The 14,254-nt window shown below is 71.4% G+C and carries 22 protein-coding genes; 8 read left to right on the top strand and 14 right to left on the bottom strand.

Annotation, left to right across the window (positions count from 1 at the left end):
- The coding region (locus G6R24_RS11030) for a DUF4158 domain-containing protein (RefSeq protein WP_163549164.1) at positions 1–287 on the bottom strand (287 nt) is incomplete at its 3' end.
- A gap of 252 nt (positions 288–539) precedes the next feature.
- Here G6R24_RS11030 and G6R24_RS11025 point away from each other — a divergent pair.
- The 3 genes from G6R24_RS11025 to G6R24_RS11015 all read left to right on the top strand — a co-directional run bounded on the left by G6R24_RS11025 (position 540) and on the right by G6R24_RS11015 (position 2,191).
- Positions 540–1,211: a hypothetical protein gene (locus G6R24_RS11025; RefSeq protein WP_163549163.1), complete on the top strand. Its 672-nt coding sequence runs from the start codon at positions 540–542 to the stop codon at positions 1,209–1,211.
- Positions 1,212–1,231: 20 nt separating this feature from the next.
- A complete protein-coding gene (locus G6R24_RS11020) occupies positions 1,232–1,450 on the top strand; it encodes a hypothetical protein (protein WP_163549162.1) in 219 nt (72 codons plus the stop codon).
- Between the two features lie 135 nt (positions 1,451–1,585).
- Entirely contained in the window at positions 1,586–2,191 is a 606-nt protein-coding gene (locus G6R24_RS11015) for a hypothetical protein (RefSeq protein WP_163549161.1), read from the top strand.
- Positions 2,192–3,235: 1,044 nt separating this feature from the next.
- On the opposite strand, the gene G6R24_RS11010 is transcribed toward G6R24_RS11015, so the two are convergent.
- The 4 genes from G6R24_RS11010 to G6R24_RS10995 all read right to left on the bottom strand — a co-directional run bounded on the left by G6R24_RS11010 (position 3,236) and on the right by G6R24_RS10995 (position 5,022).
- Positions 3,236–3,589, bottom strand: a complete 354-nt coding sequence (locus tag G6R24_RS11010) for a hypothetical protein (protein ID WP_163549160.1) — start codon at positions 3,587–3,589, stop codon at positions 3,236–3,238.
- On the bottom strand, positions 3,589–3,957 hold the full coding sequence (locus G6R24_RS11005) for a hypothetical protein (RefSeq protein ID WP_163549159.1): 369 nt from the start codon (positions 3,955–3,957) through the stop codon (positions 3,589–3,591). Before G6R24_RS11005 ends, G6R24_RS11010 begins: the two co-directional genes overlap by 1 nt.
- A 112-nt stretch (positions 3,958–4,069) precedes the next feature.
- Positions 4,070–4,423 carry a hypothetical protein gene (locus G6R24_RS11000; RefSeq protein ID WP_136447851.1) on the bottom strand — a complete coding sequence of 118 codons (354 nt, stop codon included), beginning with the start codon at positions 4,421–4,423 and terminating at the stop codon, positions 4,070–4,072.
- Positions 4,420–5,022, bottom strand: a complete 603-nt coding sequence (locus G6R24_RS10995; RefSeq protein WP_263864039.1) for a ParA family protein — start codon at positions 5,020–5,022, stop codon at positions 4,420–4,422. Before G6R24_RS10995 ends, G6R24_RS11000 begins: the two co-directional genes overlap by 4 nt.
- A 232-nt stretch (positions 5,023–5,254) precedes the next feature.
- Between G6R24_RS10995 and G6R24_RS10990 the strand changes: the two genes are divergently transcribed.
- Positions 5,255–6,628 carry a DUF4158 domain-containing protein gene (locus G6R24_RS10990; protein ID WP_225438390.1) on the top strand — a complete coding sequence of 458 codons (1,374 nt, stop codon included), beginning with the start codon at positions 5,255–5,257 and terminating at the stop codon, positions 6,626–6,628.
- A gap of 332 nt (positions 6,629–6,960) precedes the next feature.
- On the opposite strand, the gene G6R24_RS10985 is transcribed toward G6R24_RS10990, so the two are convergent.
- The 6 genes from G6R24_RS10985 to G6R24_RS10960 form a co-directional block, all read right to left on the bottom strand.
- Positions 6,961–7,170, bottom strand: a complete 210-nt coding sequence (locus tag G6R24_RS10985) for a hypothetical protein (protein WP_163549158.1) — start codon at positions 7,168–7,170, stop codon at positions 6,961–6,963.
- A 90-nt stretch (positions 7,171–7,260) separates the two neighbouring features.
- A complete protein-coding gene (locus tag G6R24_RS10980; protein WP_163549157.1) occupies positions 7,261–7,461 on the bottom strand; it encodes a hypothetical protein in 201 nt (66 codons plus the stop codon).
- Positions 7,462–7,502: 41 nt separating this feature from the next.
- Positions 7,503–7,892 carry a hypothetical protein gene (locus G6R24_RS10975; RefSeq protein WP_163549156.1) on the bottom strand — a complete coding sequence of 130 codons (390 nt, stop codon included), beginning with the start codon at positions 7,890–7,892 and terminating at the stop codon, positions 7,503–7,505.
- 37 nt (positions 7,893–7,929) lie between these two features.
- A complete protein-coding gene (locus G6R24_RS10970) occupies positions 7,930–8,364 on the bottom strand; it encodes a protein kilB (protein ID WP_163549155.1) in 435 nt (144 codons plus the stop codon).
- Positions 8,365–8,457: 93 nt separating this feature from the next.
- Positions 8,458–8,664: a hypothetical protein gene (locus G6R24_RS10965; RefSeq protein ID WP_163549154.1), complete on the bottom strand. Its 207-nt coding sequence runs from the start codon at positions 8,662–8,664 to the stop codon at positions 8,458–8,460.
- 47 nt (positions 8,665–8,711) lie between these two features.
- Entirely contained in the window at positions 8,712–9,131 is a 420-nt protein-coding gene (locus tag G6R24_RS10960) for a hypothetical protein (RefSeq protein WP_163549153.1), read from the bottom strand.
- Positions 9,132–9,231: 100 nt separating this feature from the next.
- Here G6R24_RS10960 and G6R24_RS10955 point away from each other — a divergent pair, with 100 nt between their 5' ends.
- A complete protein-coding gene (locus tag G6R24_RS10955) occupies positions 9,232–9,489 on the top strand; it encodes a hypothetical protein (protein WP_163549152.1) in 258 nt (85 codons plus the stop codon).
- An 18-nt stretch (positions 9,490–9,507) separates the two neighbouring features.
- Here G6R24_RS10955 and G6R24_RS10950 read toward each other — a convergent pair whose 3' ends face one another.
- Positions 9,508–10,296, bottom strand: coding sequence for a hypothetical protein (locus tag G6R24_RS10950; protein ID WP_163549151.1), 789 nt, complete (start codon positions 10,294–10,296; stop codon positions 9,508–9,510).
- Positions 10,297–10,705: 409 nt separating this feature from the next.
- On the opposite strand from G6R24_RS10950, the gene G6R24_RS10945 reads away from it, so the two are divergent.
- The 3 genes from G6R24_RS10945 to G6R24_RS10935 all read left to right on the top strand — a co-directional run bounded on the left by G6R24_RS10945 (position 10,706) and on the right by G6R24_RS10935 (position 12,608).
- Entirely contained in the window at positions 10,706–11,284 is a 579-nt protein-coding gene (locus G6R24_RS10945) for a hypothetical protein (protein ID WP_163549150.1), read from the top strand.
- A 176-nt stretch (positions 11,285–11,460) separates the two neighbouring features.
- Complete coding sequence (locus G6R24_RS10940; protein ID WP_163549149.1) at positions 11,461–12,243, top strand: ParA family protein; 783 nt, start codon at positions 11,461–11,463, stop codon at positions 12,241–12,243.
- Positions 12,240–12,608: a hypothetical protein gene (locus G6R24_RS10935; protein ID WP_163549148.1), complete on the top strand. Its 369-nt coding sequence runs from the start codon at positions 12,240–12,242 to the stop codon at positions 12,606–12,608. The genes G6R24_RS10940 and G6R24_RS10935 overlap by 4 nt, the downstream gene beginning before the upstream one ends.
- Before the next feature lie 151 nt (positions 12,609–12,759).
- Here G6R24_RS10935 and G6R24_RS10930 read toward each other — a convergent pair whose 3' ends face one another.
- Both G6R24_RS10930 and G6R24_RS10925 read right to left on the bottom strand, forming a co-directional pair.
- Positions 12,760–13,269, bottom strand: coding sequence for a hypothetical protein (locus G6R24_RS10930; RefSeq protein WP_163549147.1), 510 nt, complete (start codon positions 13,267–13,269; stop codon positions 12,760–12,762).
- A gap of 106 nt (positions 13,270–13,375) precedes the next feature.
- Positions 13,376–14,191, bottom strand: a complete 816-nt coding sequence (locus tag G6R24_RS10925; protein ID WP_163549146.1) for a GntR family transcriptional regulator — start codon at positions 14,189–14,191, stop codon at positions 13,376–13,378.
- Positions 14,192–14,254 lie beyond the last annotated feature (63 nt).

The following is a 14,254-nucleotide window of genomic DNA, read 5'->3' as shown; positions in this document are numbered from 1 at the left end:
TTCGCGGTGCGCGGCGCATCATGCTCGGCGGCCACCGACTCGCCCAGCTCCAGCTGGCCGCGCACATACCCGACGACATCCGCTGGAACGGTGGCCAGGCTCGGGAAGTAGCCCAGCCGCTGGTAGCACTTCAACAAAACCAGCAACGCGAGGCGATGCTGCTCGGTCGCGGTCCGCTCCACCGCCCACCCGACCTCGGCCGAGGTCACCGTGAACGCGTCGTGCAGCTCCCGCGACGAGATCGTCCGCTTGAACCGCGGATACGCCGTCCGCTCGATCGATGCCACCGGCCCACCCCGCACCACGACAGTGACCGGCAGGCTACCGAGCGACCCGGCGCCGCCCGCTACCGGGCTACAGCCGCCCGTTGCCCCTTTCTGCCGTATCTCGGCGGCTCCCCTACGAACGGTGTCCTGGTCGGCGGACCCGGGTCCGGCAAGTCAACAGCCCTGCTGGGCATCGCCGAGGCGCTGACCGCATGGGAAGACGTCGCAGTCTCGGATATCGACCTTGGCTCCTCCGGTGCCGGTCTCGATCCGATGGGCGACGCGATCCAACGCCGCGCAACGGGCAAGGCCGCCGCCGAGATCCTGCTACGCGACGCGCTGAGCATCGCGAAAGCACGGCCCCGGCTGTTCAAGAAGCTGGGCATGGGCCGGAACTGGCAGCCCTCCCCCAGCCACCCGGCGCTGGTCCCCCTGGTCTCAGAAATCATCCGAACCGGACGCAAGAGCGCGGTCACAGTCCTGATGGCCGCCCAGGGCGCGTCGAAGGACTTCCTCGGTGCCGCCGACCCGGCGTCGGTCCCCCTGCGAATCGCGCTGCCCTGCCAGGGACAAGACGTCACCCGGCTGATGGGTACCGGAGCGATCGCGGAGGGATGGGCAGCCCACCGCCTCAAGCCCGCCGAAGGCGACAACCCCCGCGACGCCTCGGTTTGCTACATTCGTTCCGGCCGCCACACCGAGCCAATCCCGTACCGGTTCGCAGGGGTGGACGAAGACGAGGCGGAGCGCCGAGCCCAAGAACGGCAGGCCGCCGGCCTTCCCCAGCTCGACACTGCCTCCCTGTCCCTGGCCGGCGTCGACCTCAACGTCACACTCCCAGACTCGGTGGAGATCTGGACAGCCGCCGAGGACGGCGAGGACACCCGCACGGCAGAAAACCTCGTACCCCTGCCGGACTCCCGGCCGCCGTACTCGCCGTGCTAGAAGCCCACGAAGCCCCGGCGATGACCCCCGCCGACCTGATCGTTACGCTCAAGGCCTGCGACCCGGCCGCGTTCGGCGACCTTTCCCTCGTCGCCCTCGGACGCGCGCTCAGCAAGTTCGGCGCCGGGGCCCGGGCATACGGCCGCGAGCGCGGCGTGTACTACTCGGACCTGCTCGCCGCCGCCGCCAACTACCGTCCCCGGAGCAGCGGAGAACCGTCGGACAGAAACGCCGGCTGACCTACAGGAACAGACCCGCACCGCCGGCTCCGGCGGGCGGACCGCCGCCCCCCTCCAGTCTCTGGAGGGGGGTTTGGCGTTGCGCCGCCCCGCCCCTCCCCCGAAACCTAAGGACTCACGGTGATACAGCGCCCCATGGCCACCATCTCCACGCCTCCCAAAGCCGGCCCGGGCCGGCCGCGGCTGACCGCCCCTCAGGCGCTCGCTGCACGCCAACTCCTCGCCTTCGTCACCCGCATGAAGGTCAGCCGCGAGGCTCAACTCCTCGCGTTGATCATCGCGGTGCGGGCAGCCGCCGCAGGGCAGGCGAACCTGACCAGCGTTGACATGAAGCGCTACACCGACCCCCAGGCCGCTTTGGACACGCTGGTCGCAGGCGGATGGATCACAGGTGATGTCAGCAAGGTCGTGCACGCCGACCCGATCGAAGCCACGCTGGTCCAGGCCCCGGGCCTGACCGGCCTGACCAACCCCCCAATGGGCAAGCACATCCGCACCCGCGTATCCGGATGGATCACCAGAACCATCGCCGCGAAACCCCTCAAAAAAACCGACGCCGCGGGGCGCCTCGCCGCATTGCTGCTGCTCCTGTACGCCGATCCCGTCACCGGCAGAGGCGTCCTGGGCATCCCACCCGACCAGCCCATCGCCGTCCCCGAACCCGGATGGATCATCCGTGATGCCACCGGCGGCTACCAGCTGTCCGAGATCGCCACGCAATACCTACCCGCCCCCGACTAGCCGCGAACCCATCCCGCCTGACCCGCACGGCGGCCGAGTCAGAGGGGATCTGCGCCGCCTGCTCGGGGGTGGTTGCAGCCCCCGGTTGCACTGGTTGCACCCGGGCTAGCTGGTTGACCCCTGCAACCGCCTCTGACCTGCACGGTTGCAGGTTGCAGGCAGGGGGGCCGGAGGGGGCCCTACGCGTGCGCGCGCGAGGAAACCCGGCTCGGACGCCCCACTGACATCCAGTTCTTCACCACCAGCGGCACCGCCGGCAGCCGGCCGGCGCAGACCAGGCAGCCCCCTCGGCATTACCGGGTTCAGCCCCCCTGCAGGGGCGGACGGCGCCTTCACCATGACCCCCGGCGGGTCTGTGGCCCCTTAGCCAGGGGGTCCCCAGCGCCGCTCCGGCGCGGGGATCAAGCCGTGTCGGCGGGTAGGACCGCCCGGAACCGCGAAAACCCCCTCCAGGGGTCAAAAGGAGGGGGGCGGTCTATCTGTCGCATCCGTCGCACGATGCGACAGATAGCCGGCCCCTCTGCGACAGATGCTGTGGCACGCCAACGCCCCACCGAGAGTCGGTCCGGCGGGGCGTCAGACGACCGAACAAGATCAGCGGGGGGTGTTAGTCAACGTTGTTGTCGACACCCCGCAAGTTGATCTTCTGCATGAGGTCGGCCTCCGCCCCCTCCTCGCCATCGCCGACGAGATCTTCATAGGCAGTTGCCCCCGTAGGTGGACACCCAGCTCCCATTCGTGAAGCGGTGGGTCACGCTGTAAGAACCGGTGGTCACCTTCCCCGACTGACACCGAGCCTTCGCGCGAGACCTGGCATCGTGCTTCGCCGCCTTAGCAGTTGCGCCTATACCGGTGGCATGCACGAACGCTCCATTCGGCGATTCGCCCGCGGCGAACGAGGTGCCCCCTGTCGCGAACAGGGTGCCGCCGATGACAACAGCTGCGGCCAGAGCCTTTGCTGCCCGAGTCTTCACAATGCACCTTTCGTCCGAATTGCCGCCGGCAGCTTGCATCCTCATGATCAGGTGGATGAACTTCTCTCGATCAAGCCAGATCATTATCTCGTAGGCGGAATACAGCAAGCAGGGAACCACGCAATCTTTGAACTCCATCAGGACGACGGACGGACGCGCCGGATGCTGCGCGGTGAGCGCGAACCCGCGAGTCCTCGTCGCGCCCCCCGATATCCAGTTCGCCCTCCCCCGACACGATCAAGCCTGGGCAGATCGTCACGTAATGATCAGCCGTGGGTGACGCCGCGTGGTCAACGGCGGTGAGGGCCAGCCGGGTCGGGCTACCGGCGTCGGCGCGGGCGAACAGCGCCGTCAGGTCGTCAGCCAGCACGGCCATCCGGGCCGCCAGCTCCCGAACCTCGATCGGCGTCGGTGGTATCGACATCAGCTCTCCTCGGCGCCGGCGACGGCGACGGCACGGGCGGCCGCGGTGGGGTGGTGGTCGGGCACGTGCTGTTCCTGGCGGCGTATGGCTTCGAGGTAGATCTGGCGGGCACCCTCCCGGGTCACCCCGAGCGCCGCGCCGATGTCGGCCCACGACCGGCCCTGCTCCCGCGCGTCGCGCATCGCCTGCCACCGCCACCCGGTCAGCAGCCGGGCCAGCTCCGCCCCCGCCTTCAGCGCGTCGAGCGGACCGGCCGCGCCGGCGACCAGCGGCAGTCCCGCGCGCCGGTTGACGTTGTCGTGCGACCAGCTTTGCCAGGTGGCCAGCAGATCGGTCAGGGTGGCGCCGCCGGCGTGGCCCTGGCCCACGTGGTGGGCGTGCTCTCCGTCGTCATGATGGCAAGTCTGGTTGCCATCATCGATCATGGCAAGTGGACTTGCTATTTGCGTTACCGATTACTGCATGCAGTACCGCAGTGGTTCATGATCGCCGTTCGCGGAGTCCTTCGATGACGGCCTGGCGCAGCGCCGGGTCAGCGTGGAGCCGGTCGAGCAGGACGCGCACGACGTCGGCCAGGGCCACGCCGGCGGTACCCACCTCATCCGCCGCGTCGTCGGCCCACCGCTTCAGCGCCCGATGGTCGACGGGCGCCAGGTCCACCGTGATGCGCACCGGCCGGGTCCGGGGAGGCGGGGCGCCGCCGCGGGCCCGCCGCGGTGTCGCCGGCGCAGGCTCGCCGTCCGACTCGTCCGCCGGCGGGTCGGGGTTGGCGTGCGTGGTGACCGCGGCCGCCCGCGCGGCCAGGTCCTCCCGCCGCGACCGAGGAGGGGTCATCCGCCCGCGGCCAGGTCCAGCAACTCACCGGCCACCGTGGCGTACGGGCCCGCCCCGACACTCACCGGCGCCCCGTACGCCTGGGCGTACGACTCCCGCCGCGGGATCGTCGCGCCCAGGACGCGATACCCACCGGAGGTGATGACGTCGCGCACCACCCCCGTCGACGTCGCCCGGGGCACCGTGCGGGTCAGCAGCGCCGCCACCGCCGGCGAGTCACCGCCGGCGGTGACCTCGTTGACCGCCGCCCACACCGGCGGCAACCGGTCAAGTTCGATCATCGTCGGTGCCAGCGTCACCACGATCACGCCGGCCGCCCGCATCGCCGCCACGACGATGCCGCGGTGATCCTCCATCGGCGGAGTGTCGATCACCACCAGCTCGTAGCGGTCGCCCACGATCCCCGGCAACCGCCGGTGCAGGTCCCGCGACGCCAGCGCCACGGCCGGCAGCTCCCACCCGGCCAGCTCCCCCCATCGCAGCGCCGACCCCTGCGGGTCCGCATCCACGAGCAACACCGACAACCCGCGTTCCGCGGCCGCATGCGCCACGAACGCCGCCGACGTCGTCTTGCTCGAACCACCCTTGAGATTCACCACCGACCAGACCCGCACACACCCATGATCGCAGCACCGGTAGCACCCCGTCACACCACCCCACCTGCAATCAGTAGGTACTGCATCACTGTATGCAGTACACAACGAACAGGGGCCCGCGGACGCCATGTCCGCGGGCCCCTGAGGGGGTTGCCGTAGCATCCGCCGAAAATCGGGCGGATATGGCTCGGTAGGCTCCTGAACCGGATCTTCGGGGTCCGGCGGGAGGTTGCTGGTGGCGACGCGGGTGTTCGCGGACCAGGAACTGGAGGCGCTGCGGAGGTTCCCGGAGATCGGCCGGGAGGAGCTGTTCCGGTTCTTTACGCTGACCCCGGCGGATGTCGCGTTCGTTGATCCTGGTCGGGGCCGGGGACCGGCCGACCGTCTCGGGCTGGCTGTCACCCTGTGCACGTTGCGGTGGCTGGGATTCGTGCCCGACGAGGTGGCGGCCGCGCCACGGGCGGCGGTGGTACGGCTGGCCGAGCGGCTTGACGTCGATCCCGATCACATCCGGTCGTATGGCAAGCGGGCGAATACCCGCACCGGGCACCTTCGGTCGGTGGCGCGGTATCTGGGGTGGCGGGTGCCGACGCCGCTGGATCTGAAGGAGCTCGACGAGTTTCTGCTGGCACGGGCACTGGAGCACGACTCGCCGGTTCTGCTGTTCCGGCTGGCATGTGAGTACCTGATCTCGGCGCGAGTGATCCGGCCAGGTCCGGTGACCGTGATCGAGCGGGTCGCGCACGCACGGGAGGAAGCCCGACGGGAGACGTTCGACCGGCTGGCGCACGAGTTCACCGACCAGCGGTGCGCAGACCTGGACGGCCTGCTGGTGGATGATCCGGCCATCGGTATGACGCGGTTACGGTGGCTGGCCACGGGGCCGGTCGAGGCCTCGCCGGCAGCGGTGAAGGCTGAGGTCTCGAAGCTGGAGTTCCTGCGCGGCCTGGGCGCGCACACCCTGGACCTGTCCGCGCTGCCGGCGGAGCGGCGCCGGTTCCTCGCGACAGTGGGCCGGCGGTTGACCGCGCAGGCGTTGCAGCGCCGCGAGGCAGAGCGCCGCTACCCGATCCTGCTCACGCTGTTATCCCAGTCGGCGACGGAGGTGCTGGACGAGGTCGTGCAGCTGTTCGACCAGGCCGTCTCGGCGCGGGAGAGCAAGGCCGCGCACAGGATGCGCGATGAGCTGGCCGAACGCGGCAAGGCCGGCGAGGACCGCCAGGCCCTGCTGGACGCGATCCTCGCCATCGTCGCCGGTCCCGCGGTGCCAGACGAGGACGTCGGCGCGCTGATCCGTGGGGAGAAGGTCGGGGGGGAGCGGCTGCGGTCCGCGCAGGCCACCGCGTTGCCCCCGTTGCCACGCGATCACGGTCACCTGGCCGCGCTGGACGGCTCGTACGGGTACCTGCGGCAGTTCACCCCGCAGGTCCTGGAGGCGGTGACGTTCGCCGGTGGCACCGCCGCGACCGATCTGCTCAAGGCGGTGGCGATCCTGAGGGAACTGAACGCCACAGGCGCGCGGAAGGTGATCCGCGTGGACACAACATCGCGGATCGATGTTGATCATCTCGCCGCAGCCGTGGCGAAGCGGCTCGGTCACTCTTCGTAGCCCGTCAACATAGCCGATCTTGTCGGTAAACGACCGTTTCCCGACAAGATCAGAATCTGTGCGGACGAGCTGCTGGACCGCTGGTATCCGGTCTGGACCCGGGACGAGCACGGCCTACGCGCCCAGGACCCGGCGGGGCCGCCGGCGTGAAATATCGATCCTGCCGGTGAGTCTGGGCGCCAGGCGGAGGGATCTACAGCCCCGCTGGGCAGTGCCAGCAGATGCTGGCATCCCCTCCGTGTAGTGCCGGAGGGCCAAAAGGAGGGTCTTTTGGAGGGCCAAAAGGAGGGGGGTCTGGCTCCTGACAGATGACAGCCGGCCCCGCGGGCGGGTCAGTCCTCCACTGGCTGGGTCAGGTCCACATCCACCCAGCGGCGGCCCCGCCCGGACAGCGGCTGTACCTGTAGCTGCGGGCGGCCGTAGGAGACACGGGCATCGAGGACGCTGACGCCGACGAGCAGTTTGCCGAGGGTCCGCCCGGTGCCGGGGGCGAGCCACAGCCGGTCCGTGCCGATCAGAGCGCGGGCCTCGGTGAGGGTCATGGATCTGTCTCCTGGATGTGGCTGGGGGCGAGGGGGGATAGGGCACGGCCCCGGCCGGCAGGGCGCGCCGGGGCCGTGGGGGTGACGCCGTCAGCGCCGGCGGCCGCGGCGGTGCCGTTCGGTGATGGCCGTGGTCCGCTCGTCGGCCTGGCCACGGCTGGTCAGGTAGCTGATCGCGTCGTGGTCGTCAGCATGCTCCTCGATGAGGCTCCCTCCGAGTTCGGCGGCGGCGGTGAAATCGGCCGGGGTGTAGGCATGGTCGTCGCGCAGGTGGTCGTGGATGGTGGCCATGGGATCTCCTCGGGGGATCGCGTATCGGGATGGGCGTGGGGTCAGCGGCCGGCGGTGGTGCCGTCTCCGCCGTACAGCTCCCGCCCGACGATGCCCGCCTGCGCGAGGATCACCCCGCTGTCGTCCTGGGCGAGCCCGGCTATGAGCTGCCGGCCGTCCGGGCCGCGCAGGGTGTCGCGTAGGACCCGGCCGGTGCGGGCAGCATCGGTGCTGGGTTCACGGTGGCCGTGGACCTCGAGGGCGAACTGCACGGTGCTGGGGTCGATGCCGTCGGCGATCGCGTCGCGGGTCAGCGCGGTCGCGTCGTTGAGCAGGGCCTGGTGCTGGCGCTCCAGCCGGCGCCGGGCGGCGCCGGTCACCGTCTCCATCTGCCGCTCGAGTGCCGCACGCTGGGCGTGGGCCTGGACGATCTTGTTGATGCGGCTGGCCATCAGGTCCTCCTGGAGGATCGGGCGGGTGATCCGCGAGTCAGGGTGTGGTGCTGGCGGTGGCGACGAGGGCGGCCTCGGCGGCGAGCGCCGCATCGCGCAGTCGGGCGAGGTCGGCCCGGGCGGGGGCGTGGCGCAGGGCGTAGGTCGCGGCGGCCGCGGTCCGGGCGGCCTCGGCGAGGCCGGGGGCCAGCAGCAGCACGGTGGTCAGGGGAGCGGTGATGGCGTCGCGGCTGGCGTGGCTGTCCGCCCGCAGCGCCGCGACCCTGTCCGGGTCGGCGCCGCCCAGGCGGGCGTCCTCCCGGATCCACATAGCCCTGCGGTGCGCGGCCAGCGCGGCGACCAGGGCGGCGACGGCGCTGGTACGGGCCGCGGTGTCCGCGGCGCGGCGGGCGCTGCGACCGGCCGCCCACTGGCCGGCGGCGCCCAGCAGCGTGCCGACGAGGGCGACGGCGGCGCCGATGAGGGTGTCCATGCTGATGGTCTCCTGCCGGGGTGACTGGTGGGGGCTACCGGGCGCGGCAGGCCTTTGTCGGACCTGCCGCGCCCGGGTGTGGCGTAGACGAGATCAGTCGGTGGTGTCGGCCGCGGCCGCGTCGGCGGCGGCGTTGCGGGCGCGGGTGACGCGGTACCGGGCGTCCGCGCCGGCGGCGACCGCGGCCCGCACCGTGCGCCGGGGACCACTGGCGTTGCGGACGGCGGTCTTGGCCCGATCGGCCGCGATCCCGTCGAGTGCGACATCCAACGCGGTCGGCGTCCTGAAGAGCGACATCATGATCCTCCTGGTGGGACCGGGCACGGGATGTGCCCGGGGCTGGTGGGCTACCGGACGTGGTAGCGGGCGGGCAGGACGGTGACGTACGGGCCGTAGGCGCCGGCCGGCCGGTGTCCGTGGGGCTGGTGGACGACCGCGACATGCCAGCCGCCGTACTCGGGTGCCAGGGCGAGGCCGGCGGTCTGGGGCAGCCAGCTGGCGTCCGCGGCGGCCTGGACCCGGCCGAGCCGGCCGGCGAGCAGCGGCCGCAGCGCCTCGGTGACGGCGGCCAGGCCGGCCTGGGTGGTGCCGGCGCTGTCCGGCCCGGCCCAGGCCAGGCCACGGTCGGTCAGGACGCGCAGGGTCCGGGGGTGGACGGCACCACGGGGCAGGGTGCCGCCCTCGGCGCCGGCGGCGAGTAGTTCACGGGTGAGGCGGATCAGGGCGTGGGACTGCTGCCGGGTCAGTCCGGGGATGGCGATGTCCACGGCAGCTCCTCACGCCAACGGGTGTTTGTGTTCCATCACGGTACGCCAATTTGATGGGTTGGTGTACCGGAACGACACAAAAACTCGGTAGGGTGACGGCATGACCGATCACCCCCGCCGCCCCGGCCGGCCCACCTGGACGCCTACCCCGGACGATCAGCGCGCCCTCGACGCGCTGGCGACACTGGCCGCGGCCGCCGACGCGGCGGAGGAGACGATGTGGGCGGCCGCGCGGGCGGCCCGCGACCGTGGCGTGCCCATGGACCGCATCGCCGCGGTCACCCGCCGAGGACGCAGCACCGTCTACCGCGCACTCGCCGACGACGAGGGCCAGGGCGACGCCGACCCGACCCGCTAAGACCATCCCCCGCGACGGTCAGGTGGTGCGCAGGGTGGCGCGGCGGGCCCGGTCGGCCAGCCGGGCGAGATCGGCGGCGACCTCGGTCGCGGCGCTGTCACGGGCGCGGTGGACGGTCCGGCCGCGGGTCAGCTGGAGACTGACGGCCTGCCAGCCACGCCCGCCGCGTGGCCCCTGGGCGCGATGCACCCAGCCCAGGCGGACCCCACCGAGCGTGACCTCCCACTCGCCGCCGCCCTCCCCGTGACGGGTCAGGGCCAGAACATCGCCGGGACCGGCACCGTGGACGGCGCGGACCGCCGCGGACGTCGTCTCGTCCAGCTCGCGGGCCAGCCCGGTGTCAGCGTTGACGACGACCACCGGCCGGTCTCGACGCTGGCGCTGGCGTGCCCGCGTCGGCGCGGCCACCGCGGCGGGAGGCGGAACACTGCCACGGTCATCACGTGATGACCGGTCCTGGTCCTCGGCCGGCCCGGAGACGGGCGGTGTCGGGGAGACGCGCGCGAGCAGATCCCGCACACCGGCGCGGACCGCACCGGTCAGACCCTCCGGGACCGTGCCACCGGCATCCAGCACGCCCGCCAACTCCCGGATATCCCGGACCAGTTCGGCCACCGCCGGCGGGTCGACCGGCGCCGTGGTGGGGGCGGGGCGGGTGGCCTGGCGGCGGCGGTAGGCACGCTGCTGGCAGGCGCGGGAGGCGTACACCGGGGCCAGGCCCCCGCCCGCGGGCGGCGCCGGCCGCGGGCGGCCACAGCCACACCCGCACGTCGCCGGATCGGTCATCACGGTCGTCACAGCATCCATGGGACGCAGCATACCCACGATCATCACGATCGTCACAGGACACGGGATGCCTGCGGGGATGATCGTGCCCATCCGCACACCCAACCGCAGGCCCATGCACCTGCCCCACCGCATACCTGGTGACGGTCGCTGCCGGCCCGTCCAGGCCCGGGGACGGTTACCGGGACCGGCCAGCGACCACGACAGGACACCTCCCGCCCGGCAGTGATCCGGCCTACCGTGAGCGGTGGTTCGGCGGGCCGACGAGCCCGCCGCGACCCCCGGGGCCGGGACCACCATCGCGGTGTTCCCGGCCCTTTTGGCGTCTACGGGGCCCCTCTGGCTGCCCCGGCCGGGTCGGTGACGCCGGGGGGATTTGTAGGGTGCCGGGGCGGTGGCAGAGCGCCCCCGCGGGCAGGGGGGAGGGTCGATGGCAGGCGTGCTGAGCCTGGACGAGCTCGTGGGATTGCTGGACCGGTTCGGGATGCGGGTCGAGGTTGACCTGCCCGGGGCGGCCGCGGACGGGGTGGGGCCTGAGCTGGTGGCCGCGCGCCTGGCGCACGCGCTGGTGGGCGCGGTCGAAGCACACGCGACCCGGGCCGAGGACGCCGCCCGTCAGGCCGGCGCAGGACCGGCAGACCTCGGCAACGTGGCGTTGATGGCGTTCGCGGGCGCCGGCTGTGCGGCCGAGGACGACGAGTGGGCGCTGCTGGAATGGCGGGCAACCCGGCTGGCGATGGTCCTGTCCGGACTGGACTTCACCGGCCCGTTCCCCCGCCACGACCAGATCGGCGCCGGAGACGCCCTGGTCCGTACCATCCGCACCGTCGCCGCAGCCCTGGCCGGGATGACCAGCGCCAAACACACCGCGTCCAACCCGCGGCGCGGCCCCCAGGACGCCCGCGACGCCGCCCGGGCCCTGTCCCGAGGGATGGACGCCCTGGAACAGGCCGCCGCGGACGCGCCGCTGCACCGCACCCTCAGCCAACTCATGGAAATGACCGAATAACCACCCCCACCAGACGCGACCGCCGCCGCCTGGCGTTGAAAACGTACGTTTTGACCGACAGGGCTACGTCGCACATCTCGCATCTGTGCTACGTCTCGCACGAGTGCGTGACGTGCGCTGATGATTCGCACACGTCGCATCTATCGCACGTCTCGCACCGGCGCTACGGTGCGGCCATGCCGATCACAGCCGTGGTGAACCAGAAGGGCGGCGTCGGGAAGACCGCGACCGCCGTGCACGTCGCGGGGGCGATCGCCGCCGCCGGCGACCGGGCGCTCCTGGTCGACCTCGACCCGCAGGGGCACCTGACCGACGCTCTGAAGATCCCGACCCCCGACGGGCCTCAGCCGTCGCTCGCGGCGGCACTGACGGGGGAGTGGACCGGAAAAGCCGCGGAGCTCGTGGTCACCCACTCGACGACCCCGGCCGGCGGCGCGCTCGACGCGATCCCGAACACGCTCGAGATGTTCACGGTCGGCCGGACGCTGGACCAGATGCGGGCACGGGAACACCGGCTGTCCCGCGTCCTTGGCGGGATCGTCGACGCCTACGACCACGTGGTGATCGACTGCCCGCCGAGCCTGGACATCATCACCGACAACGCGCTGACCGCCTCGGACGGGCTGCTGATCCCGGTGCAGGCCGAGGATTCCAGCCTGCGTGCCCTGAAGCTGCTGCTCTCCCAGGTCGCCGCCGTCGACGCCGACCTACGCGAAACCCCGCTGCTGCTGCATGGGCTGGTCGTCTCGCTGCTGCGACGGCCGCCGACCACTCTCGCCCGCACGGTGATCGAGCAGATCGAGCAGCTCGAAGGGCTGCCCGTCCTCGGGATTGTGCCGCTCGCGGTCGTGGTGAACGAGGCGTGGCGGCTGGGCAAGACGATGGCCGACTATGCCCCGGACTCCGAACCGACGGCGGTCTACCGGGACCTGGCCGCCGCGATCGTGAGCGGCACGTGAACCCGAAGGAGCTGCCGCCGCCGGCGGGCGCGGACGACCTGACCGCGCTGCTACGTAGCCGCCGCGCGGCCGCCTCGCAGCCCGTCCCGGCCGTGGAGACCGGCGAGACCGAGGACGGCGCTGCCCCGTCCGCCCCGCCGATACCGCAGCGCCGCCGCGCGCCCCGGACGGCCCCCCTGGCGCCGGCGATGGACCGTCGTTCCTGGTACATGCCACGGGCGAGCGCCGCCGCCCTGGCGGCCGCCGTTGAAGACCTGCACTACGCCACCCGCCAGCCCAAGCACGCCGTCCTCGCCGCGCTGCTCGCCGTCGCCCTCGAGCACCAGGACGACGCCCGCCGACGTCTCACCGGCGAACACGAGTAGCACCTGTGCGAGACGTCGCACATGCCGATCGCCCTCGCATGTATCGCACCCGTCGCACAGGTGCGATCGCCGCGCGCGGTGAGACCAGTCAGGATGCTGCGCACGCCCGCTGGCCGCAGAGATCGTCCGAGCGGCCGAGGGGCGCGCGCCGCTACTCGGGACGGCGGATGCGGTGGGCGCGGGTCGGCAGCGGCCTACCTCGGGCCCACAGCGTCAAGGCAGGGAGATCAAGCAGCAGGATCCGGTTCTGGGTGGCCAGATTGACGACCTCCTGCGAAGCGGTGTCGCCACGGTCAACGGCGATCAGCACCTCCAGGTCAGTCTCCTGGTTGACAGCACGAGCTATGACCTCGGCACCGCTGCTGACGTCAGGAGCTCGTTCGCATGACCCGATGGCGTAACCACTGGCACGGAGCAGTGTCTCCACGAGGCCGACCAGTTCGTCCGCTGTTACGGATGCGATCTTTTGGGCGGTGTCTCGGAGGAGTCGCTGGTGCCGGATGAATTCGAGGCGCAGGGCCGCTGCGGTGCCTGCGATCATTGTCGGGGAGCCGGCCCAGATCCCGACCTTGGTCCAGAGGATGAGCGTCAGTAACAGGCCGGCGCCGGCGACGAAGTACACGACGAAGCGCAGCAGACCATCAACATCATCCGCGCCCATCCCTGACACATCTCACACGAGCTGCGGCCACACCCGGCAAGTCCAGAAGGCGTGCGAACTCAGTCACCGAAGCCGATGGTTCGTCCGGCTCCGGTGGACGGCGAGCTCAGCCAGCGTCATCCGGCTGGCTGAAGGGGACGTTCGGTACCCCAGCCGGCGTGACCGGCCACCGAGCCGAGGGAGCTCGGCTGACCGAGTGCTCCACCTCGTACAGCGCAGCGGACATCACGAACACGGTCACGTCGACCACCTGATCAGTGGCCGACGACGTGGATACCCGGGCGACGTGCAGGACAGGCACACCCGGCAACAACCGCAGCGCTCGCGCGTCGTCTGCGCTGGGCGCCCGAGCGGAGATCCGTTCCCGCCACTTGAGCGGACCGTGGCCCATCTCCTCGATCCGGTCGTAGATCCCGCCGGGACCAGTGCTCACCTGCTCCAGAACCGTGCCGCGGGCGACGTCGGGGTGCAGGTAGCTGGTCGCGATCTGCCGCGGCTCGGTCGGACTGGCCCCGACAAGACGGGCTCGGGTAAGGACATTCGTCGTCAACTCGACGCCGAGTAGCCCGGCGACGTCGGCCGGCGGCGGCGCCCAGGAAACGACGGTGGGTCCGAGCGCCCGCCATGCCACCGACTCCGCGTCGGAGTAGTAGCCGAAGTCGTCGCGGTGCATCTGGCGCGATCGCACCGTTCTACGTAGTGCGGAGGGGAGCGGTCGGACCACCGTCCCGTGGCGACGGCGTGCCCAGACGAGCCCCTCCGTCTCCAGCTGCTCGATAGCGCGGCGGACGGTCATATGGCTGACGCCGTACTGCTCCACGAGCTCGGTGAGGTGGGGCAGGTTCGTGCCCTCGGGATAGGTGCCGTCCACGATGGCGGCCCGTAGCGCGGTGGTGATCCGCTCGTGTTCGGTCGGCGTCATGACGCCATGGTAGTTGATCAAAAATTTCTAGTGCAGTCACTATTGACCGGTCGTTTGAGTCGG

It is taken from the genome of Candidatus Frankia nodulisporulans (genome assembly GCF_902806475.1).
Lineage (GTDB): Bacteria > Actinomycetota > Actinomycetes > Frankiales > Frankiaceae > Frankia > Frankia umida.
Note: the sequence above shows the minus strand (reverse complement) of the source record. Positions and strands in the feature narration are given on the sequence as shown.